The 21,633-nt window shown below is 69.3% G+C and carries 18 protein-coding genes and 1 pseudogene; 13 read left to right on the top strand and 6 right to left on the bottom strand.

Features of this window, described 5'->3' with window-relative positions; genetic code table 11:
* Nucleotides 1-23 precede the first annotated feature (23 nt).
* A complete protein-coding gene (gene aspA, locus JIW86_RS09245) occupies nt 24-1,433 on the top strand; it encodes an aspartate ammonia-lyase (RefSeq protein WP_257553326.1) in 1,410 nt (469 codons plus the stop codon).
* A gap of 18 nt (nt 1,434-1,451) precedes the next feature.
* On the opposite strand, the gene JIW86_RS09240 is transcribed toward aspA, so the two are convergent.
* A complete protein-coding gene (locus JIW86_RS09240; protein WP_416237543.1) occupies nt 1,452-1,796 on the bottom strand; it encodes a transposase in 345 nt (114 codons plus the stop codon).
* 50 nt (nt 1,797-1,846) lie between these two features.
* On the opposite strand from JIW86_RS09240, the gene JIW86_RS09235 reads away from it, so the two are divergent.
* Nucleotides 1,847-1,996 carry a hypothetical protein gene (locus JIW86_RS09235; RefSeq protein ID WP_257553325.1) on the top strand — a complete coding sequence of 50 codons (150 nt, stop codon included), beginning with the start codon at nt 1,847-1,849 and terminating at the stop codon, nt 1,994-1,996.
* Nucleotides 1,997-2,096: 100 nt separating this feature from the next.
* On the opposite strand, the gene JIW86_RS09230 is transcribed toward JIW86_RS09235, so the two are convergent.
* Entirely contained in the window at nt 2,097-3,443 is a 1,347-nt protein-coding gene (locus JIW86_RS09230; RefSeq protein WP_052872400.1) for a hypothetical protein, read from the bottom strand.
* A 180-nt stretch (nt 3,444-3,623) separates the two neighbouring features.
* On the opposite strand from JIW86_RS09230, the gene JIW86_RS09225 reads away from it, so the two are divergent.
* The 6 genes from JIW86_RS09225 (at nt 3,624) to JIW86_RS09200 (ending at nt 10,794) form a co-directional block, all read left to right on the top strand.
* Complete coding sequence (locus JIW86_RS09225) at nt 3,624-4,643, top strand: LacI family DNA-binding transcriptional regulator (RefSeq protein ID WP_257553324.1); 1,020 nt, start codon at nt 3,624-3,626, stop codon at nt 4,641-4,643.
* 80 nt (nt 4,644-4,723) lie between these two features.
* On the top strand, nt 4,724-6,067 hold the full coding sequence (locus JIW86_RS09220; RefSeq protein ID WP_257553323.1) for a sugar ABC transporter substrate-binding protein: 1,344 nt from the start codon (nt 4,724-4,726) through the stop codon (nt 6,065-6,067).
* 256 nt (nt 6,068-6,323) lie between these two features.
* The gene (locus JIW86_RS09215; protein WP_257553322.1) at nt 6,324-7,193 is read left to right on the top strand and encodes a carbohydrate ABC transporter permease; all 870 of its coding nucleotides are present in this window, start codon (nt 6,324-6,326) and stop codon (nt 7,191-7,193) included.
* A gap of 3 nt (nt 7,194-7,196) precedes the next feature.
* Nucleotides 7,197-8,039 carry a carbohydrate ABC transporter permease gene (locus JIW86_RS09210; RefSeq protein WP_257553321.1) on the top strand — a complete coding sequence of 281 codons (843 nt, stop codon included), beginning with the start codon at nt 7,197-7,199 and terminating at the stop codon, nt 8,037-8,039.
* 83 nt (nt 8,040-8,122) lie between these two features.
* Nucleotides 8,123-9,118 (top strand): carbohydrate kinase family protein, encoded by a 996-nt coding sequence (locus tag JIW86_RS09205; RefSeq protein WP_257553320.1) that lies wholly within the window; start codon nt 8,123-8,125, stop codon nt 9,116-9,118.
* 197 nt (nt 9,119-9,315) lie between these two features.
* Nucleotides 9,316-10,794 (top strand): ISL3 family transposase, encoded by a 1,479-nt coding sequence (locus tag JIW86_RS09200; RefSeq protein ID WP_322975613.1) that lies wholly within the window; start codon nt 9,316-9,318, stop codon nt 10,792-10,794.
* Between the two features lie 71 nt (nt 10,795-10,865).
* Here JIW86_RS09200 and JIW86_RS09195 read toward each other — a convergent pair whose 3' ends face one another.
* Complete coding sequence (locus JIW86_RS09195; RefSeq protein WP_257553319.1) at nt 10,866-11,762, bottom strand: MBL fold metallo-hydrolase; 897 nt, start codon at nt 11,760-11,762, stop codon at nt 10,866-10,868.
* Between the two features lie 58 nt (nt 11,763-11,820).
* On the bottom strand, nt 11,821-12,669 hold the full coding sequence (locus JIW86_RS09190; protein ID WP_257553318.1) for an alpha/beta fold hydrolase: 849 nt from the start codon (nt 12,667-12,669) through the stop codon (nt 11,821-11,823).
* A 174-nt stretch (nt 12,670-12,843) separates the two neighbouring features.
* Between JIW86_RS09190 and JIW86_RS09185 the strand changes: the two genes are divergently transcribed.
* Complete coding sequence (locus JIW86_RS09185) at nt 12,844-13,455, top strand: TetR/AcrR family transcriptional regulator (protein ID WP_257553317.1); 612 nt, start codon at nt 12,844-12,846, stop codon at nt 13,453-13,455.
* Between the two features lie 102 nt (nt 13,456-13,557).
* Here JIW86_RS09185 and JIW86_RS09180 read toward each other — a convergent pair whose 3' ends face one another.
* On the bottom strand, nt 13,558-13,818 hold the full coding sequence (locus JIW86_RS09180; RefSeq protein ID WP_257553316.1) for a hypothetical protein: 261 nt from the start codon (nt 13,816-13,818) through the stop codon (nt 13,558-13,560).
* A gap of 177 nt (nt 13,819-13,995) precedes the next feature.
* Between JIW86_RS09180 and JIW86_RS09175 the strand changes: the two genes are divergently transcribed.
* From JIW86_RS09175 to JIW86_RS09160, 4 genes and pseudogenes are all read left to right on the top strand, one after another.
* Entirely contained in the window at nt 13,996-15,831 is a 1,836-nt protein-coding gene (locus JIW86_RS09175) for a glycoside hydrolase family 15 protein (protein ID WP_257553315.1), read from the top strand.
* Between the two features lie 69 nt (nt 15,832-15,900).
* Nucleotides 15,901-16,329 carry a nitroreductase family deazaflavin-dependent oxidoreductase gene (locus tag JIW86_RS09170; RefSeq protein ID WP_257553314.1) on the top strand — a complete coding sequence of 143 codons (429 nt, stop codon included), beginning with the start codon at nt 15,901-15,903 and terminating at the stop codon, nt 16,327-16,329.
* A gap of 6 nt (nt 16,330-16,335) precedes the next feature.
* Nucleotides 16,336-16,872: pseudogene (locus JIW86_RS09165) on the top strand (molybdopterin cofactor-binding domain-containing protein); the annotation flags it as partial.
* 132 nt (nt 16,873-17,004) lie between these two features.
* On the top strand, nt 17,005-17,715 hold the full coding sequence (locus tag JIW86_RS09160) for a hypothetical protein (protein WP_257553313.1): 711 nt from the start codon (nt 17,005-17,007) through the stop codon (nt 17,713-17,715).
* 111 nt (nt 17,716-17,826) lie between these two features.
* Here JIW86_RS09160 and JIW86_RS09155 read toward each other — a convergent pair whose 3' ends face one another.
* Nucleotides 17,827-21,195, bottom strand: coding sequence for a S8 family peptidase (locus JIW86_RS09155; RefSeq protein WP_257553312.1), 3,369 nt, complete (start codon nt 21,193-21,195; stop codon nt 17,827-17,829).
* Between the last annotated feature and the right edge of the window lie 438 nt (nt 21,196-21,633).

Raw genomic sequence — 21,633 nt, 5'->3', positions numbered from 1 at the left:
CTCAGGAAGAGGGCCGCACACCCATGACCGCCGCCACCCGTAGCGAACACGACCTGCTCGGAGACCGCGAAGTCCCCGCCGACGCCTACTGGGGCGTCCACACCCTGCGCGCCACCGAGAACTTCCCCATCACCGGGACGCCCATCTCCGCCTACCCGCACCTGATCGACGCCCTCGCCGCCGTCAAGGAGGCCGCCGCCCTCGCCAACGAGGGACTCGGCCTGCTGGAGCCCGCGAAGGCCGCCGCGATCGTCGCCGCCTGCCAGGAGATCCGCGGCGGGAAGCTGCACGACCAGTTCGTCGTCGACGTCATCCAGGGCGGAGCTGGCACCTCGACCAACATGAACGCCAACGAGGTCATCGCCAACCGGGCGCTGGAGCTGCTGGGCCATGCCAGGGGCGAGTACCGGCACCTGCACCCCAACGAGGACGTCAACCTCGGCCAGTCCACCAACGACGTCTACCCGACCGCCGTGCGGATCGCGACCGTCTCCGCGGTGCGCGGCCTGCTCGGCACCATGGCCGTCCTCCAGGACACGTTCGCCCGCAAGGCCGTCGAGTTCCGCGACGTTCTGAAGATGGGCCGCACCCAGTTGCAGGACGCCGTGCCGATGACGCTCGGGCAGGAGTTCTCCGCCTTCGCCGTCATGCTCGACGAGGACCGCAGCCGGCTCGCTGAGGCCGTCGAGCTGATCCTTGAGATCAACCTCGGCGCGACCGCGATCGGCACGGGTCTCAACGCCCCCGCCGGATACGCCGAATCGGCCCGCCGCCACCTTGCCGACATCACCGGGCTGCCCCTGGTCACCGCGGCCAACCTGGTCGAAGCCACCCAGGACTGCGGCGCGTTCGTCCAGATGTCCGGTGTACTCAAGCGCATCGCCGTCAAACTGTCCAAGACCTGCAACGACCTGCGCCTGCTGTCCTCCGGGCCGCGCGCGGGCTTCGGCGAGATCAACCTGCCGCCGGTGCAGGCGGGTTCGAGCATCATGCCCGGCAAGGTCAACCCGGTGATCCCGGAGGTCGTCAACCAGGTCGCCTTCGAGGTGATCGGCAACGACATCACCATCACCATGGCCGCCGAAGCCGGACAGCTCCAGCTCAACGCCTTCGAGCCGGTCATCCTGCACTCTCTGTCGAAGTCCATAACCCACCTGCGCGCGGCCTGCCTCACCCTCGCCGAGCGCTGCGTGGCCGGCATCACCGCCAACACCGAGGTGCTGCGCGCCACCGTAGAGAACTCCATCGGCCTGGTGACCGCCCTGAACCCGCACATCGGGTACACGGCCGCCACCGACATCGCCAAGGAAGCCCTCGCCAGTGGCCGGGGTGTGGCCGAGCTGGTCCTGGAGAGGGGCCTGCTGCCGGCCGAGAGGCTCGCCGCCCTGCTGCGGCCCGAGGTGATCGCGGGAACCGGCGCGGCTATGGCCTGACACGGGTCCGCTGTCGGCTTACCGGCCGCGTGCGACTCCGGCGCTGCTCCTCACTCCGGCCGTGGCCAGCCGTGGTGCGGAGGGTGGGGTGGCGGCGGCGGGATGGTGGCCGTTCCCGCTCCACGGCGATGCGCTGGGCGCGGCCGCCTGCGGGTGCGCGGACTCGTCCGAGCGGACGGCGACGACGTAGTCCAGCCCGCGTTCCGCCAGGCCGTGGCGGAACGCGGTGATCTGGCCGTAGCCGGCGTCGGCGACGATCACCATCGGCTCCAGGCCCGTGCGCGGCGAGCGCGGTGGCGCCGAGGTCGTCGTCGAGGACCGTGACCACACCGCTCGTACCAACGTCTCTGCCTGACTGGGCATGGGAGCGCGCAGATGTCCGCCAAGCCCTCCGCACCCGCGATATCGGCACCGTGTTCCGCCACGGCCAGCAGTACAGCAGGGCCAGCCAGGCGCGCATCGCGGCTGCCGTCGGCATGACGCAGGCCCGCGTCAACGCCATGGACAGCAAGGTGTCCCTCTGGAAGATCTTGGCACTCCGCCCGGTGGAGCGCTCGAGCTGACTCGCCAGTTCCTGGCGGGCGGTCGATGTCCTCGCACACCCGATTGAGCCTTTCCGGGGTCGTGCCGGGTGACGATCAGACGGGCGTGGGCTGTCGCCCGTCAGGGTGTTGTGGAGCCTGGCCAGATGGCCGAGGCGTCGTCGCGGTGCGGGTCGGGCAGCCGGATCGGGCGGACAGGGATGGTGCGTTCGCGGCCTTCGGTGGCGGCCGTCCACGGGGCGGGGTGCCCGGAGTAGCACAGGGTGGTCAGGACGAAGAGGCCGTCGGCGTAGACCTCGACGTACTCGCCAATGGTGAGGATGCGCAGCGTGGCGGCGGGTTCGGTCAGGACGGTCTCGCCGAGCCGGGTCCCCTCGGGGCCGGTGACCCAGAGGTTCTTGCCGTCGCAGCCGACAACGAGGGCGGGGCTGCCGTCCGGGGAATCGGTGCGGAGAATAACGTCGACGGGCCCGGTGAGGCCGATGTCGCCGACTGCGTGCGGGGCGGGGTGCTCCGTTTCCTCGCCGAGCCAGACGTCCAGGCCGGGCCACCATTCCAGGCGGGGCGTCGAACCGTCCAACATCACAAGGGACTTGGGCTGGGCGAGCATCCCGCGGCAGGTCTCGCCGGAGTCAGTGAGGCCGACCCGGCGAGGCGTAGTGTGCAGCACGACGCGGGAGCCATCGGGCGCGACGATGACGCGCGGGGCGTAGGCGCCGGCCGGGCCGAGGGGACCGCGGCGGGTCCAGGGCCCGCGCAGGCTGGGGGCGGTCCACGACTCGAAGCCGCGGGTCGCGCCGATGGAGCCGAGCAGCAGCCAGCTTCCGTCGTCGAGGCGTTCCAGGACCGGGCACTCCAGTTCATCGACGTCACCGGGGGAGATGAGCGGCGGATGGACGGTCCAGTGCTCCAGGTCCGCCGAGGTGGCCAGGGCGACACAGCCGCTGACCTCCACCGGGAGGGAGGCGTCGCTGGCGCAGACGACCATGACCCAGCCGTCCGACGCGTCATCGCGTACGACGAACGGGTCACGCCAGGCCATCTTCTCGCTGGTGCGGTACCAGCGCGGGTCCGCCTCGACGACCGGCCTGGTGCCATGGCGGCGCCAACCGGTGCCGTCCGTGCGGTCCGAGTACGCCAGTCCGACCGACTGGACCGGCCAGCCGCCCGGTGTGAGACCGAAGACGCCGGTGTAGAACATCGTCATTGCGTCGCCGTGCCGGATGGGGTGCATGGTCCACACGGCCTGCTGGTCGAAGCGGCCGGGCAGGCCGTTGCCGAAGGCGGTGCCCTGGGGCTGCCAGTGGACCAGGTCGGTGGAGGTTGCCCGGCCGTAGGAGGTCTCCATCCGCAGATGATCGAACTCCGTTGTCCAGGGCCCCTGCAGGTGCAGCACCGCGTATGTGCCGTCCTCGTCCCGCAGGAGGGCGAAGTCGTTCACGCAGAGGCCGGGCGGGGCGTATCGCATGCACATTCCTGTCGGCTCACAGCGCCCAAACGTATGCGCTGATGCTTGATAACAAAAAGGTCTCTCAAGGATCAGCCCAAGTAAATCCGAACGCAAACGCTTGCGCAACAACGAGGGCGGGTTTACGGTCACGTCACCTGCAGATCACATCGACGTGAAACCAACGGGAGGGAATGCGCCGTGACGGCCAGCATCACCGATGTCGCCCGCGCCGCCGGAGTCTCGACGTCCACCGTGTCCCGCGCGCTGCGCGGACGGCCGGGCGTGTCCGAGGAGGTGCGGACGCAGATCGCGGCCCTCGCCGCCCAGCTCGGCTACACCGCCTCGCGTTCCGCGTCGAGCCTGGCCAGCGGGCGCACCTTCACCATCGGGGTCGTGGTCCCGTACGTGGGCCGCTGGTTCTTCGGCACCGTGCTGGACGCCGCCGAGCAGGTCTTCAGCGCCGCCGGGTACGACGTGCTGCTGTACAACCTGGGATCGCCGGAGACACGCAAGCGTTTCTTCACCAAGCTGCCGGTCCGCAAGCGGGTGGACGCCGTGCTGTCGCTCCTCATCCCTGACGAGGAGGAGTCGGCTGCACTGCGTTCACTCGGGGTGCCGCTGGCCACCACGGTCGGCGGAGCCCGGCTCGGCTTCACCGTCGTCGGCATCGACGACCGGGCCGGAACGGAGAGCGCCGTACGCCACCTGGTGAACCTCGGTCACCGACGGATCGGGATGATCAGCGGGTCCAGTGGGCCGCTGCACTGGACCACCCCCGTCGAAAGGCGCAGCGCCTACCTGGACGTCCTGACCGATGCGGGGATAGAGCACGATGCGGCCCTGGAAGCGGACGGCGACTACACCGTCGAGGGCGGTGAGCGGGCCATGACCGAGCTGCTGGCTGTCTCCCGCCCGCCGACTGCCGTGTTCGCGCAGTCGGATGAGATGGCGATGGGCGCACTGCGCGCCCTGCGCCGCCACCGGCTGAAGGTGCCGGACGACGTGTCCGTCGTCGGCTTCGACGACCACGAACTCGCCGACGTGGTCGGACTGACCACCGTCGCCCAGCCGGTTGCCGACCAGGGCGCCGAGGCCGCCCGGCTGCTGCTGCGGCAACTGGACGAACCCGACGCCGAGCCGCCGGGGCAGGTGCAGATGCCCATCCGTCTCGTCCTGCGCGAGACCACCGCCCCGCCGCGCGTGCGCGGCCCGAGGTAACCCCCCGAGCGCCGCACCCCCACGCCCCGGAAAGCTCCCCCCGCACTTCGAACCCTCGCCACAGCACGGAGGCACAAACCATGAGCTCGACCAACAGAAAGTACCGCCGTACCGTCCGTACGGGCCTGGCCCTCGCTCTCCCCGTGGTGGCGCTGGCCGCCTGCGGCTCGGGCGGCGGCACCGATGCCTCTGCCGAGGCCGGAAGCGGCAAGGGCACCATCAGCGTCTGGGCCCACCAGGGCCAGAAGAACGAGGCCAGTGCGCTGCAGAACGCGGTGAAGTCCTTCAACTCCTCGCAGGGCGACATCAAGGTCGACTTGAAGCTGATCCCCGAGGCCGACTACACCAAGACCATCACGGCCACCGACGCCTCCAAGCTGCCGGACTTGATGGAGTTCGACGGCCCGACCATGGCGAACTTCGTCTACAACAAGAAGCTCGCCCCCATCGACACGCACGTCTCCACCGAGACCATGGACAACGCCACCGACGCGAGCAAGGCGCAGGGCGAGGTCGGCGGCAAGCACTACGGCCTGGGCATGTTCGACTCCGGCCTGGGGATCTACGGCAACAAGAAGCTGCTCGACGCGGCCGGGGTGAAGTACCCGACCAGCCTGTCCAATGACTGGACGGCGACGGAGTTCACCGCCGCGCTGGGGGCGCTGAAGGCCATGGACACCGACGGCAAGACCCTCGACCTCCAGGAGACCGGCGGCTACGCCAACGAGTGGGGCACCTACGGTTTCGCCCCGGTCGTCTGGTCCGCGGGAGGTTCCCTCCTCAAGGACGGCAAGGCGGAGGGCGCCCTCGACACCCCGGCCGTGATCTCGGCCATGAAGACCTTCCAGTCCTGGAAGACGTATGTCGACCCCAACACCGACGGCAACGCCTTCGCCAAGGGCCGCGTCGCCCTGAGCTGGGTCGGCCACTGGATGTACCCCGCCTACAGCGAGGCCCTCGGCGACGACCTCGTCGTACTGCCGCTGCCCGACTTCGGCAACGGCCCCAAGACCGGCCAGGGCTCCTGGGCCTGGGGCATCGGCGCCGACAGCAAGAACGCCAAGGCCGCCGGCACGTTCCTGGACACCCTCCTGAACGACGCCAACATCACCGCCATGACGACGGCCAACGGGGCGGTGCCCGCCACCAAGACCGCGCTCGACAAGAGCGAGCTCTACAAGCAGGGCGGCCCGCTCCAGCTCTACGCCGACCAGCTCGCCAAGCCCTGCGGCGACAAGGACATCACTAAGTCCTGCGTCGCCGTCACCCGCCCGGTGACCGCCGGCTACCCCCTGGTCACCTCGAAGTTCAGCGAGGCCCTGAACTCCATCTACGGTGGCGCCGACCCCGAGAGCGCTCTGCAAAAGGCCGCCCGCGCCATCGACCAGGACTTCTCCGACAACGCCGGCTACAAGATCCCGTAGGACCCATCGGCCCGGGCGGCCGCGGCTGCCGCGCCCACCCCGCCAGGAACAGGACCCTCCCGTGACATCCGTGGAACCCGCGCACGCCGCGCCGCCCGGCCCGGAGCAGGCCTCATCCGTGACATCCGTGGAACCCGCGCACGCCGCGCCGCCCGGCCCGGAGCAGGCCTCATCCGTGACATCCGTGACATCCGCGCGATCGACGCGATCAGCGCGGCCGGGCCGCAAGAACCGTGACTGGCTGCACGGACTACTCATGTCCGCCCCGGCCGTCGTCGGACTGATCGTCTTCGTCGGTGTGCCGTTCGGCTACGCCGTGGTGCTCTCCTTCTACAACGTCCGCCTCGGCTCCCCGCTGGAGCCCAGCTTCTTCGGCTTGGAGCAATACCGGAGGCTGTTCACCGACCCCGACCTGTCCGGCCCGTTCCTGCGGGCCCTGCTCAACAACCTGACCTTCGCCGTGTTCGTCGTACCCGTGCAGACGGCCCTGGCACTGGCCCTGGCGATCCTGCTCAACCGCAAGCTCAAGGCCATCGGATTGTTCCGGTCGCTCTTCTTCATGCCGGTCGTCTTCCCCATGGCGCTGGTCGCCGTGATCTGGCGACTCATACTGGCCCGCAGTGACCAGGGCATGCTCAACTCCGCGCTGGACGCGGTGAGTTTCGGCAACTGGGGCGCCTTCGACTGGCTCGGCGACTCCGCCACCGCCATGGCCTCGATCGTCGTGCTGTCCATCTGGCAGGGCGTCGGCTTCCAGATGGTCATCCTGCTCGCCGGCCTCCAGCAGATCCCGGGTGAGCTCTACGAGGCCGCCGAACTCGACCGCGCCAGTCGTTGGCAGCAGTTCCGCCACGTCACCCTGCCCGGCATCCACTCCACCCTCGTCTTCGTTGCGATGCTCACCTCGGTGCTCTCCTTCCGGGTCTTCGACCAGGTGTACGTCCTCGTCCGCGGGGGCGGTCTGGATGAGGACGCCACCCGCACCGTGATGTACCAGGCCGTCACCACCGCCTTCGACCAGAACAACATCGGCCAGGCGTCCGCGATCACCGTCGTCTTCTTCCTGATCGTCGTCGTCCTGACCCTCATCCAGCGCCGCGTCGTCCGGCCCGGAAACGAGGACTGACTCATGGGCACGACCCCTACGCCCCTGCGCCGCTTCATGGACTACGCCGTACTGAGCGTGCTGGCCTCCGTCTTCGTGCTACCGGTGATCTACCTGTTCCTGGGCAGCCTCAAGCCGTCCGACGAGATCCTGAACGGTCTCTCCGGCTTCCTCCCGACCGACCTGTCCTTCGACAACTACTCCGCCGTCCTGAGCAGCCTCAACTCCGACAGCACCGGCTATTTCTGGCGCTTCATGGGCATCTCGCTGCTGCTGGCGTTCGTGGTCGTGACGGGCGGCCTGTTCGTCAACTCGATGGCCGCGTACGGGCTGTCACGGCTGAAGTGGCGCGGACGCGAAGCCGTCTTCACGCTCATTCTGCTGCTGATGTTGGTCCCGTTCGAGTCGGTGGCCGTCCCGCTCTTCTACATGTTCAACGACCAGCGCAACACCCTCTACATCCTGGCGCTCCCCTTCATCGCCAACGCCTTCTCGGTCTATCAGTTCCACACGTTCTTCCGCTCGATCCCACCGAGCATCGAGGAAGCTGCCCGGATCGACGGCGCGGGCCCCTGGCGCACCTTCTTCGCGATCATCGTCCCGATGAGCAAGCCGGCCTTCGCCTCAGTGGCGATCCTGACCTTCCTTATCCAGTGGGGCTCGTTCCTGTGGCCGGTGCTGATGGTCTCCGACCCGTCGGTCCGCCCGCTGCCGCAGGAGATGAGCGTCTTCCAGGGCCAGCAGCCCCCGGACTGGGGCCAGATCCTCGCCTTCGGCGTCCTGCTGGTCCTACCGGTGCTGATCGTCTTCGCGTTCTTCCAGCGGTGGTTCGTCCAAGGCGTGGCCAGCTCTGCGGTCAAGGGCTGAGTCCGGCGCGTGTCCATCCGCAAGGTCAAGGACGAACGCTACGACCGAGCCCCCCGCACTGCGCTTTTACAGAGAGACAGCCCATGAACATCCCCACCAGCAGCGTCACCGTCCTCGGCGAGTGCGTCGCCGACGCCTTCACCGACCCCGCCCTTGCCAGCCCCGCCGATCTCGCCCTGCGCGTCCTGCCCGGTGGCGGCCCCGCCAACACCGCCGTTGCCCTCGCCCGACTCGGCACCCCCACTCGCTTCCTCGCCCGGATCTCCAACGACGTCTTCGGCACCCTCTTCCGCAACCGCCTCAGCGCCTCCGGCGTCGACCTGAGCGGCAGCGTGGCCGCCCCCGAGCCCAGCACCCTGGCCATCGCCGACCTCGACGAGACCCGCCAGGCCACCTACTCCTTCTTCGCCGACGGCGCCGCCGACTGGCAGTGGACCGCCGACGAACTGTCCGACACCGTGCCGGGCGAAACCGTCGCCGTGCACACCGGCTCCCTGGCGCTGATACGCCGCCCCGGAGGCAGCCACATCGAGGACTACCTCGCCAAGGCACGCGAGCACGCCACCGTGTCCATCGACCCCAACGTCCGCCCACTCCTCGTACCGCCCGCCGCCTACCACCAGCGGCTCCACCACTGGTGCGCCGTGGCCGACATCCTCCGCCTCAGCGAAGACGACCTCAGCTTGCTCCTCCCCGGGGCCAGCCCCGAACAGGCCTGCGATACCTGGCACGCGGCCGGCGCGCGCCTCGTCGTCATCACCCTCGGCGGACGCGGCGCCCTCGCCTCCCTCGACGGCGCACGCGTCACCGTCCCGGCCCCGACCGTCGACGTGATCGACACCGTCGGCGCCGGAGACGCCTTCACTGCCGGCCTGCTGCACCGCCTCACCGCACTCGGACACCTTGGCGGCCGACTCGATGCCCTGACCCTCGAAGGCACCACCGACGCCTGCTCCTTCACCGCCCGCGTCGCCGCCCTCACCTGCTCCGTCCCCGGCGCAGACCCACCCTGGGCAGAACGTTTGGCGTCCCGGCCCGCCCAGAACCCGGGCGCACGAGGGCACATCCACAGCACATGAGCCTGGGAAACGGCGCCAACCCGTGAGAAGCAGGGACTAACCTCCACCTCCACTTCCGCTTCTCAGGACCGGCCCTCGGATACGCCTCGGCCGGCGGGTCTGTAAAGTTAACGGCCCTGGCTCACATTCGGTGGTGACGGAGAGTGCTGGTTCGTCGTTGACATGACGTGCGGAACGTCAACGAGCTCGTAGATGTGGTGTTTTCGGGGCTGTCGCCGCTGGTCATCGAGGACGTGACCGACGGGGTCGAGCGGATTCTGGTGCGGGCTCGGACACCGGCGGACTCGGTGCCGTGTCCGGGTTGTGGAGCGCCGTCTGGCCGTGTGCATGGCTATCACCTGCGGACGGTGGCCGATGTGTCGGTGGACGGGCGGCGGGTGGTGGTCCGCGTGCGGGTGCGGCGTCTGGTGTGTCCCACGCGCGGCTGCCGCCACACCTTCCGCGAGCAGGTGCCCGGAGTGCTGGAGCGATACCAGCGCCGCACAACCCGTCTGACCAGGCACGTCAAAGCAGTGGTCAAGGAGTTAGCGGGCCGGGCCGGGGCACGTTTGCTGGCGATACTCGCGATGGGCCTGTCTCGTCACATGGCACTGCGCACCCTGTTGCGTATTCCGTTGCCCGCCGGGCGGGTGCCCCGCGTGATCGGCGTCGACGATTTCGCTCTGCGCCGGCGGCACCGCTATGCCACCGTGGTGATCGACGCCGAGACCCATGAGCGGATCGACGTGCTGCCCGACCGCACGGCCGACACCCTGGAGACATGGCTGCGCGAGCATCCGGGCGTCGAGGTCGTGTGCCGTGACGGCTCCGCGACCTACGCCGAGGCCATCCGCCGCGCCCTGCCTGACGCAGTGCAAGTCGGTGACCGCTGGCATTTGTGGCACAACCCGTGCGAAGCCGCCCTGAGCGAGGTGAAGGCGCACAGCAACTGCTGGGCCACCGTGCTGGACGCGCCCCTGTACGACGGGCCCCGCGCACAGACCACCCTGGAACGCTGGCATCACGTGCATGACCTGCTCGGCCAGGGCGTGGGCCTGCTCGAATGCGCCCGCCGTCTGCAGCTGACCTTGAACACCGTCAAGCGGTACGCCCGAGCCGATCAGCCCGAGCGGATGCTCCGCGTCCCCAAATACCGGGCCAGCCTCGTCGACCCCTACCGCGAACACCTGCGCGAACGCCGGGCCGAGGACCCCGCCGTCCCCGTCCTGCACCTCTTCGAAGAGATCAAGGCCCTCGGGTTCACGGGCTGTCTCAACCTCCTGCACACGTACATCAACCAAGGCCGCGCGGACGCCGACCGCAGCCACATCTCGCCGCGCAGGTTCGCCCGGATGCTGCTGACCAGGCCCGACAACCTCAAGTCCGAGCATCACGATCCGCCGGCAGTCCCTCACCGACCACGGCCGGAGCCAGATCCGACAGTGCGGCCGCCAACTCACCGGCGGCCGTGGCAGCTTGCCGCAGCGCGAGGGTGCGCTCGACAGGTCTGCCATGGGTCGGCACCGCGGCCAGTACGCGCGCGGTCCGCTTCGCCTCGGCATCGACCCGTGGGCCCAACACCGGAACGGGCCGCCCGCCTCGGGGCTCTCGGAAGACAGCGACAGCAGGATGACCGGCAACCGGTGATAAGCCCATGGTTGAAGTACTTCGCCACGCACACTCCACACGAAACCTGATCTGCAAGCCAATTCCTGTGTGGTGCACCGGAGTTGGCCTCGATGGCCGCCGGTAGCGGCTTTCGATTGGCTTACAGCGTCCAGGCTGCGATGAGGTTCTGCACCGGGTCGCCGTCCTCACGGGCGAGGTAGAGGGCACGTGCGCTGACCCAGAGGACGGTCGGGCCGACGTGTTCCGAGTAGCGCTTCAGCATCGCGTCGAAGAAGTCGGCCGGGGTGTCGTGCGCGGCCAGGGCGGCCTCGGCGTCGTCGAGGTATAGGCGGGTCTCGGCGATGAGCCGTGCGGCGTCGTCGTCGAGGTTCCTGTTCTGGTGGCTTGCCACGATGCGGCGCGGCTTCAGCGCGGCGACGGTGTCGACGGCCTGGCGCCAGGGGCCGAAGCCGGCGCCGGCTGATTCGGCGAGGTACATGTGGACCCCGTTGTAGATCACGTCGCCGGCCACGACCAGGCCGAGGTCGGGCACGTGCAGCACCGCGCAGTCGTCGCTGTCCGCGTGCCCCACTTCGACGATGTCGAGGTCGTGCCCTTCGAGGGTGAGCCGGTTGCCGGGCACCGTGACGGCCGTGACGGGGGACGGGGGGATCTGGCCGGGCCACAGCACGTCCCACAGGACCTCCCGGGCGTACACGTTGTCGTGCATCCGTGCGATGGCGCCTGCAGTGGTGACGACCTGAGCGCCGAAGCGTTCGGCGAGGATTCCGGCGGTGAACCAGTGGTCGCCGTGGCCGTGGGTGGCGACGATGTGCGTCAGCCGCTTCCCGCTCGCCTCGACCCAGTCTCCGACCTGCTCCGCCTGCTCGCGGGTCAGCGGCGGGTCGACGAGGACGGCGTCCTGGCGGCCGTGGATCAGGGTGACCGCGAGTGGCTGGAAGGCGCGGGGCGCTCCGCCCGGCAGCGGCCCTGGACCGTTCATCGGCAGCGGGTCCGCCACGAACACCTCATGGCCGATGTCGGTGATGGTGGACATGGTCTTTCCCTTCGAAGAGTGCATGGGGACGCGTAATCGGTATGGGCGCCAGGGCTGTTCACTGACGGCCGAGGAAGTGCGCGACGTCACCGGCGAACTGGTCGTGGTGCTGGAAGAGGAAGCCGTGTGCCGCGTCCGGATAGATCTTGATCTCCGCGCCGGGGATGAGCCCGGCCAGCAGGTGGGAGTAGCGCGGGAGGATCATGGGGTCGCTGTCGCCGTTGGCGACGAACACCGGTGCCTGGATCGCGGTCACCCGCTCCAGGAGCGAGAAGCCGGGGATGCCCCAGGCGGCGATCGCGTCGTACTGCGCCTGGCGCGTCTGCCACGTCGTGGCCATGTCCAGTTCTTCCCGGGTGAACATCCGCCCCATGGCCTTCTCGCCGGCCGACCGGCTCTCCGGCGATCGGGTGTAGAAGACGTCGAGCACCGATGCGGGAACGATCTCCGGCCCGCCCACCGCCCCGATGACCCATTTCGCCCACCCGTGCATACCGGGCGCACCCTGCGGTGCTGCCGACGCGAGCACCACGCGCCGTGCGAGCGCGGGCCGGATCAGCGCGATCTCCTGGGCGACGAAGGAGCCCAGGGAGAAACCGAGGACGTCGACCTGAGCCAGGTCCAGGTCCAGGGCGTCGGTGAAGGCGATGGCGTCCAGCGCCATCTGCGCGATCGTGCTGGGCGTCCTGCCGCTGGACCGGCCGACGCCGGTGTTGTCGAAAGCGATGACGCGCCGGCTCTGGGCCAGGGCGTCGACCAGGGCGGGATCCCAGTTGTCGAGGTTGCCTCGGAAGTGCATGAGCAGGACCAGCGGCACACCGCCCTCGCCGACCTCGCGGTACGCGTACTCGATGCCGTTGGCGGCAGACACCGTCGTGATGGGCGCCTGTGCGTAGGACCGCGTCATAGGAGTCTCCCTTCAGGCCTGCCCTGCAGGGGTCGTGATCGACGCTCGGGCGGGCAGGAGCTGGTCGCGGGGTCGCAGGCCGCTGAACCTCATCAAGGTATAGCGATCGCTTTACATGCTGTCGACGCTACGCCGCTCGGTGTCGGATGTAAAGCGATCGCTATACTTATGGGTATGGGGGCAACGACATCAATCAGCGGGGCGGTCCGCGGCGGGCGCGGTGCGCGTGAGCGCATCCTGCGGGCGGCGGAGGGGCTCTTCTACACGCGCGGCATCCACGCCACCGGCGTGGCGGCGCTCATCGAGGCCGCGCACGTCTCGCCCCGCACCTTCTATGCGCACTTCCCGACCAAGAACGCGCTGGTGGAGGAGTATCTCCGCCGGTTCGAATCTGAGACGCCCATCGCCGCCGAAGCGGAGCTGGAGCGCGACGACCTCTCCCCGGCCCAGCGACTGCTGGCGATCTTCAACCCCCTCGAGGGGGACCCGTCGGCGCTCGTTCGCGGGTGTCCCTTCCACAACGCCGTCATCGAGGGCGCCGGAGAACTCCCGGAGGTCGCCCGCCTTGCGCAACGACACAAGCACGCCTTCCGCGATCGCCTCGTGGCCACAGCCGCAGAGGCCGGAGCGGCCGACCCGGAGGCCCTTGGCAGGCAGCTCGCCGTGATCTTCGAAGGCGCCAATGCGCTGGCGGCCTCCTGCAACGACGCGCAGGTGTTCACAGATGCCCGGCGGGCCGCCAAGACGCTCCTGGACATCGCTTTGAACGCTGTGCCCGGAGGGTGAACGTTCCGGGACCCCGGTGGACGCTCGCGGCTTGCCGTACCGGGCCCGTCCACAACCTCCCGAGGCAATCGATTGAATTATCGTGGCGCCCAGGTCAGAGGCTTACCGGGTGCCCTGGAACGCCCCGGCCACCACGGGGATGAGCATTCGTTCCACCCGCTCGGCGGGCTCGGCGCCCAGCTCGGCCCCGATGGGCGCCAGTGCGAGCCAGTTGAGCATCCCGGCCGCGCAGCGGACACGGAAGACGAGCTCCCGCTCGTCGACCTCGGGAAGGTGCGCCGCCAGTACCCGCACCGCCTGCCGTCGGGCCTGCTCGAACTTCCCGGCCAGCCTGTCCCACCCTTCGGGCGGATCGATCCCCACCCGCGCTACGGTCCGTATCACGGCCAGATCCCGCCCCCAGTCACGAAACTTGAAGCGAGGCGGCCGCCGAATCTTGTCCGCACGGCTCCGCCAGTCCCCCGGATCGAGTCGCGGTCTAGCATGAAAGCTAAGGCTTCATCTCCAGGCCCGCGCCGCCGCAGCGGCAGGGAGGCCGGTATGGCGTTCGACACGACTGGTTTCCAGCAGGCCGACGGCGGCCGCTACATACCGATCCCCGAACACGGCCTGATCGGCGATCTCCGTACGGCCGCCCTGGTCGGTACGAACGGCACCATCGACTGGTACTGCTGCCCGCGCTTCGACGCGCCCAGCGTCTTCGGGTCCATCCTCGACGCCGACCGGGGCGGCTCGTTCGAGCTGGCCGCCGACGTCCAGACACGCACCAGGCAGTTCTACTTCCCCGACACAAACGTCCTGATCACGCGGTTCTTCGCGGCGGACGGCGTGGCCGAGATACAGGACTTCATGCCCGTGGTCGACGACTCGCGCGAGGCGGCCCGGCACCGGCTGATCCGGCGGGTGATGTGCGTCCGCGGAACCCTCCCCTTCAGGGCGCGGATCGCCCCCCGCTTCGGCTACGGCGCCGAAGCGCACACCACGCACCTCGAAGGCCACGTGGCGGTGTTCCGATCGCCGTCACTGACGCTCGCGCTGAACGCCACCGCACCTCTGGAGAGCGACGGCCTGGACGTGTGGTCGCACTTCAAGCTCCTGGAGGGCGAGTCCCACGTGTTCGCCCTCGACCAGATCGGCGACGATGTCCCGCCCCGGGCGTGCCCGCGTGCCGAGGCGCAGGAGCAGGCCGAGGCGACGGTCAGGTTCTGGCGTCACTGGCTGGCCGGTTCGCGCTACCACGGGCGGTGGCGGGAGATGGTGAACCGATCCGCTCTGGTGCTCAAGCTGCTCACCTACGCGCCGACCGGTGCGATCGTCGCCGCACCGACCACCAGCCTGCCCGAGCAGATCGGCGGCGAGCGCAACTGGGACTACCGCTACGTCTGGGTCCGCGACGCCGCCTTCTGCGTCTACGCGATGCTGCGCCTGGGGTTCACCTCGGAGGCCGAGGCGTTCATGGGGTTCCTCTCCGAGCGGGGCATCCTGCGGGGCACGGGGGAGAGCGGTCCGTTGCAGATCATGTACGGGATCGACGGGCGCAGCGAGCTGCCCGAGTACGAGCTGCCGCACCTGGAGGGCTACCTCGGCTCCGCACCGGTCCGGGTCGGCAACGCCGCCACCGGCCAGCTTCAGCTGGACATCTACGGTGCGCTGATCGACTCGATCTACCTGTACGACAAGTGGGGGCAGCCGATCAGCAGTGACCGCTGGGACGAGGTCGGTGCCGTGGTGGACTGGCTGTGCGAGCACTGGGACCAGCCCGACGAGGGAATCTGGGAGACCCGCGCGGGCCGGCGGAACTACGTGTACTCACGGCTGATGTGCTGGGTGGCACTGGAGCGGGCGATGCGCATGGCGAACCGCCGCGGTCTGCCGGCGGACCTGCCCCGCTGGCGGGAGTCCCGGGACGCGATCTACCGGCAGATCATGCGGCGCGGCTGGTCGGCCGAGCGAGGGGCGTTCGTCCAGGGGCTGGACGACCACGTGCTGGACGCCTCGCTGCTGATGATGCCGATGGCCAAGTTCATCTCGCCCACCGACCCCAAGTGGCTCTCCACCCTGGACGCCCTCACCACGGACCTGGTCTCCGACTCCCTGGTCTACCGCTACGACCCGACCGCCAGCCCCGACGGCCTGCACGGCCCCGAGGGCACCTTCTCGATCTGCTCCTTCTGGTACGTGGAGGCGCTGGCCCGCGCAGGCCGGCTGGAGGAGGCCCGGCTCGCCTTCGAGAAGATGCTCACCTACGCCAACCACCTCGGTCTGTTCGCCGAGGAGATCGGCCCGACTGGCGAACAACTCGGCAACTTCCCCCAGGCCTTCACCCACCTCTCGCTGATCAGCGCCGCCTTCAACCTGGACCGCGCACTCGGCTGACGCGGCATCACCGTCGGGATGGAGGTGCCCGAAGTGTTGCTGCTGGGCACAGGCTGACAGGAGTTCGACATGAGCGAAGCACTCGACCGGAACGCGAAGACCATCGCAGAGTTCCGAGCGAACGAGGGCAGGGTCGGCGGGGTCTTCGAGGGCGCTCCGCTGGTCATCGTCCATCACCGCGGCCGCAAGAGCGGGCAGGAGCACGTCAGCCCGATGATGTACCTCCCGCACGACACCGCGCCGGACATCGTCTACGTCTTCGCATCCAAGGGCGGAGCACCCAACAACCCGGATTGGTACCGCAACCTGACCGCCGCCGGTGAGGGCACCGTCGAACGCGGCACCGAGACCTACCAGGTGACCGTCCGCGAACTGGCCGGCGCCGAACGCGACCGCATCTACGCCGAGCAAGCGCGGCGTTATCCCGGCTTTGCCGAGTACGCACGCCAGACCGCCGGAATCCGCATCATTCCCGTGCTCGAACTCCGGCGGGCGTAGCCTACGCCGGGGAACGGCGACAGCTATCGCGAAATCCTTCGCCGCGCCGGTCTGCCCGGCCTGGAGGCCACCGCCACATGGGGGCCCGGCGACACGGACGAGAGGATCTCCAGTTACGGCTACGGCGCCGTCTTCGCCGAGGTGTCGGTCGATCCGCTCCTCGGGCTCGTCCGGATCCGCCGGATGTTCGCGGCCTACGACGTGGGCCGAGTGGTCAGCCCCAAACTGGCCCACAGCCAGGCCATCGGGGGGATGGTGGGCGGGATCGGGATGGCCCTGCTGGAGGGCACGGTCACGGACCACCGTGACGGCCGGATCGTCAACGCGGGCCTGGCCGACTACCTGGTCCCGGTCAACGCCGACGTCCCCGAACTGGACGCCGCGTTCATCGACACCGAGGACCCCCTGGCGGATCCCATCGGGGTCAAGGGGCTGGGGGAGATCACCATCGTGGGAGTCCCGGCGGCCATCGGGAACGCGGTGTTCAACGCCACCGGCAAACGTCTGACGGACCTGCCCATCAGGCTGGAGGCGCTGCTCTGAGCGGCGGCCGGTGGCCTGCCGGTGTGTCGGTCGCGCCGCCCCATTCACTTCGGTCTACGGTGGGGTCCAAGATCCCCGGCCTCGAGTCCAAGCGAGCGGGGAGCCGCCACCGAGCCCGGGCAGCAGTCGGCCGTGACCGAACACAGTCCTTCCGATAGGAACCCTGCGAGCGATCCGCGCGAGCCGGAGCCGCAGCAGGCGGAGTACGACGAGACCCGCTGGCCGATGGCCGGAGCCGTCATCGTTTCCGCGGTGCTGACCCTGCTCCTGCCCGACGACTTGCGTCTGGGGCCCCGATGGGCGCTTCCCCTCGCCGAAGGGCTGCTCCTGGTGGCGTTGATCTCGGGCGACCCCGTTCGGATCAGCCGCCGCTCTGCTGCGTTGCGCGCAGCGTCGATCGCCCTGGTCGCCGTGCTGGCGTGCGGCGCCATCTGGTCAACGGTCCGGCTGATCGACGATCTCATCCACGGCGGGAACGAGACCAACTCCGCCAGTGCCCTCCTGCTGGCCGGCGGCAGCGTCTGGGCCTCCACCATCCTCGCCTTCTCCCTGCTGTACTTCGAACTCGACAGCGGCGGGCCGGCCGCCCGGGCCCACCACATGCCCCCGACCCCCGCACTCGCCTTTCCCCAACAGCTCAGCCCCGGCGAACTGAACGCCTTGCGCTGGCGTCCCCGCTACGTCGACTACCTCTACCTCGGATTCACCAATTCCACCGCATTGAGCCCTACCGACGCCATGCCACTCGCCCCCTGGGCCAAGATCGTCATGATGCTCCAGTCCATCGTCTCCCTGGTCATCCTGGGACTCGTCATCGCCCGGGCCGTCAACGTCCTCGCCTGACACAGCACCACTGTGAGCCGGCCACCCGGGGCCAACACGACTATGCTGGAAAGCGTCCTTGAACGCTTTCCAGCACATCGTCGTCACGCGAGATTCGTCACCGGGGCGACGTCACTTGCCGTAGTACGCGTTGTGGATCGTCAGCGTCGAATTGTTGCCCTGCTTGTCCGTGACATCGGCGAGGAACGAGATCGCCTTGTCCTTCGCCGGGTTCCGTACGGAGATCTTGCCGTTCTCGACCTTCACGCGCTGCCAGGTCTTCCCGTCGTCATAGCTCACGGAGACGGTGAGCGACTTGAGGTTCTTCCCGGCCGCCGAGCCCTGCACGGTCAACGGGACCTCGACCGGCTTGCCCCCCGGGGCGCGCGAGGCGAGGTCGACGGGCACCGCGAAGCGGACCGTGGACACCGGCAGCGCCGTGGTGGCCGCGACCTGCTTGGAGCGGAATGTGAAGCTGGTGTCGATGCGGGTGGAGGCCGCGGCGACCTTCGCCGAGCGCTCGACGGAGGTCGTCAGCCGGTACTCGGCGTCGGTGGAGTCGACCGTGAAGGGCTTCTCGCCGCTCAGCGGGTCGTCGTTCTCGCCGACCTTGACGCCGTTGCGGTACAGCGTCGAGGTGGCCGAGGTGTACGCCGAGAACCCCATGTGGCCCTTGCCGTCGGCGAACAGCGGCAGGGCGCCGACGAGCTGCTGTTCGCCCGTGGCCGGGTCGGGAGCGGTGCGGAAGACGCCCGTCTTCTCGCCCAGAAGCGGGCCGAAGACGCCGGTGTTGAACGTCTCCTGGTACGTCTTGCCGGCCTCGTAGCGCTTCGGCTCGGCCATCTCGTAGGCGCCGTCGAAGGCCGGGTAGCCCCGCTCGTCGGGCTCGCCCAGCTGATCGGACTTGGTCAGCCACTTGACGCCGTCGGCAACGGAGACGTGGAAGGTGCGCGTTCCCGGCGTCGCCTGCGGCGCCGAGAACCCGTTGCCCTCCGGCGCACCCGGCAGATGGGCGAACGGGGAGGTGAGAGTGGTCTTCCCGGGAGCCGAGGCACCGACACCCACCTTGAGCGTCGCCAGCTCGTTCGCCTTCACGTGCTTGGTGTAGCCGGTCGCGACGTTCTGCGTCTTGCCGCCGAAGGCCACCGAGTACTGCGTGGTGGCGTCTTTGAGGAAGTGCGCGTCCCAGGTCTGCAGGAGAGAGCCGTCGGTGACGGCCGGACCCATGTGGGCGGTGCGGAAGCCGGTGAAACCGCTGAGGACCCAGCCGTTGCCGACATGGCCGGTATCGGTCGCGCGCTGGTAGTACACCCCGCCGAAGTCCGCCTTGTCGAGGCCGGGCACGGTGATGTCCACCGGCTTGGCGGTGCGCGCGTCGGAGGTGACCGTGGTGTCGCCGGACATCTCCAGCTTCGGCTGGGCTAGCCAGTCGGTGCCCTTGGTGAGGTCCGACGGGTCCTGGTAGACGGCCGTGTTGAGCATGTACGAGCCCTTGGGCACACGGATCTTGTGCGTGCCCGGCTCGTTGTCGATGCGGGCCTGGAAGCCCTTGCCGGGCCCGGCGAAGCCGATCAGGTCGCTGGAGAAGTTCCGGGCGTCGGTGCCGTCGCGGTCGATGGCCCTGAGCGTGAGGTCGTAGGACTCCGCCTCGCGGACGGCCGCCGCGGCCGTGCGTACGGACTGGCCCGCGCCGGTGGCGGTGACGTAGCCCGAGTAGGTGCCGTCCGCGTCGCCGATCCTGGTGTCGGCGGTCAGGTCGACTTCGGCCCTGCCGCCGGCGGGCACGGTCACCTTGGTCGCGCCGAGCGAGAAGAACCCGGCCGGGGCCGGCTTGCCCGCCGGGTCCAGCGTGGACACCGACAGGTCAAGGGTGACGTCGCTGGTCCCGAGGTTGCGGTAACCGACCTTCTTGGTGAGGGGCTGGTCGTCGGTGTGCGGCCACTGTGCGACGCCGAAGCTCAGCGAGACCGGATCGGCGATCACGCTCTGGGCCAGCGCCCTGTCGACCTGGATGCGGCCCGAGCCCTGCTGGAAGACGGTGTAGTCGCCGCCCTTGGCGGACGCGGTCAGCGCGCCCTTGAGCTCGGCCGACTTCCAGCCCGGATGCTGCTGCTTCAGGATCGCCGCCGCGCCCGCCACGTGCGGGGTGGCCATGGAGGTGCCGTCGATCTGCAGGTAGCCGGGGGCCGGGTGAGGTGTACCGGGGCGGATGTCGATCGCGCTGCCGGCGGCGGCCGCCGCGGCGATGGCGACGCCGGGCGCGGTCACGTCCGGCTTGACGGTGCCGTCGCCGGTGCGCGGGCCGATGCTGGAGAAGGGCGCCAGCTTGTCGTCCTTGTCGACGGCGCCGACGGTCAGCGCGGCGTCCGCGCTGCCCGGCGAGCCCACCGTCGAGTCGCCGCCCTCGCCCGCGTTGCCCGCCGCGATGGCGAACAGGATCCCCTTCTCGGCGGACAGCCTGTCGACCGTCGCCTCCATCGGGTCGACGCCGGGGGAGTCCGGGCTGCCGAGGCTGAGGTTGATCACGTCCGCGCCCTCGGAGGCGGCCCACTCCATGCCCGCGATGATGCCGGAGTCGTCCCCGTATCCGTTGTCGTTCAGCACCTTGCCGCTGATGACCGTGGCGCCGGGGGCGACCCCCTTGTACCTGCCGCCCGACTTGGCGCCGGTACCGGCGGCGATCGAGGCGACGTGTGTGCCGTGTCCGACACGGTCCGCGGTGTCGGGAGAGGCGGAGAAATTCTTCTCGCCGACGACCTGGGTCCTGAGGTCGTCGTGGGTCTTGTCGACGCCGGTGTCGAGGACGGCGATCTTGACGCCCTTGCCGTCGTATCCGGCCTCCCACGCCTGGTCGGCGCCGATCTGCTTGACGCTGCGGTCCAGGCTCGCTCGGCGCACCCCGTCCAGCCACACCTTGCCGATGCCGGAGGCGGTGGCGCGCATGCCGCTCGTCTGGTGGTCGGTCAGCGCCTCCCACACCTTGGTCACGTCGTCCTGCGACGTACGGATGGCATCGGCGTTGATGCTGGGGAACGTGCGCCGCAGCTCGGTTTCACCGGCGGAACGCACCTCGGCCCGTGCGGCACCGGCACCCTCGTCGTACTGCACGATCAGCTTGAGCCCGTCCCGGTGGCTCTCGCGCAGCAGCGGGTTGGTGAGCTCGTTGACGTCGAAGAGACGCTGGTCCAACTTGCCTGCGGCGATGAGGCGTTGCGCGTCGCTGGGCACCACCAGCGTGTGGTCCTTGGTGCGCTGCACCTGTACGGGTATGCGCTCACGGCCCTTGGCGGACTCGAAGCCCACCATCTGGCCCTTGGCGCCGACGACCACACGGTCGCCCGTGATGAGCTGGATCCGCTGGTTGCCGTCGAAACGTGGGGTGTCCGGTGTGGCCGTCGTGGTCGTCGTGGACGCGGCGATGGCCGCCGCGGGGCCGGTCATGCCTGCCACGAGGGCCACCGAAGTGGCCGCTGCGACGGCGAAGCCGCGTGCTCTCTGCACGTGTGCGCGCAAGTCTCCCCCAGGAGCTTGGGATGAAGTCGAGTGGTCATTGGCAGCCAGGGACGCAAAGGCGCCCGCCGCCGGTCAGCGCAGTATGTGAGGTGGGGGAGACGTGATCAACGGCGCGACGGGTGTGGGGGATTGAGTCGCATGACATCAGGCCATCCAGAGGCCGCCGAGTTCGATGGGGCGACGATGGCGGTGTGACGACCGTGTGACGCCCGAGCGATCGTTGTGCGACACCGGCGCACAAAAGCTCCTCCGGATCGCGGTCCAGGGCAGGCCCCGCGCGCTTTTGGACGACCGGCGCCCTCGCGGTCGGAGCGCGCCCCTCCAATTGGCCGTATCCGCACCCGGAGGGAAGCGCTCTCCATCCGGGAGGAGCAGACCAAAGGGCCGCTCCGGAGTGATCCGGAACGGCCCCTCGATCGTTTCAAC

Source organism: Streptomyces sp. NBC_00162, from assembly GCF_024611995.1.
GTDB lineage: Bacteria > Actinomycetota > Actinomycetes > Streptomycetales > Streptomycetaceae > Streptomyces.
This window is presented reverse-complemented; position numbering and strand designations above follow the sequence as displayed.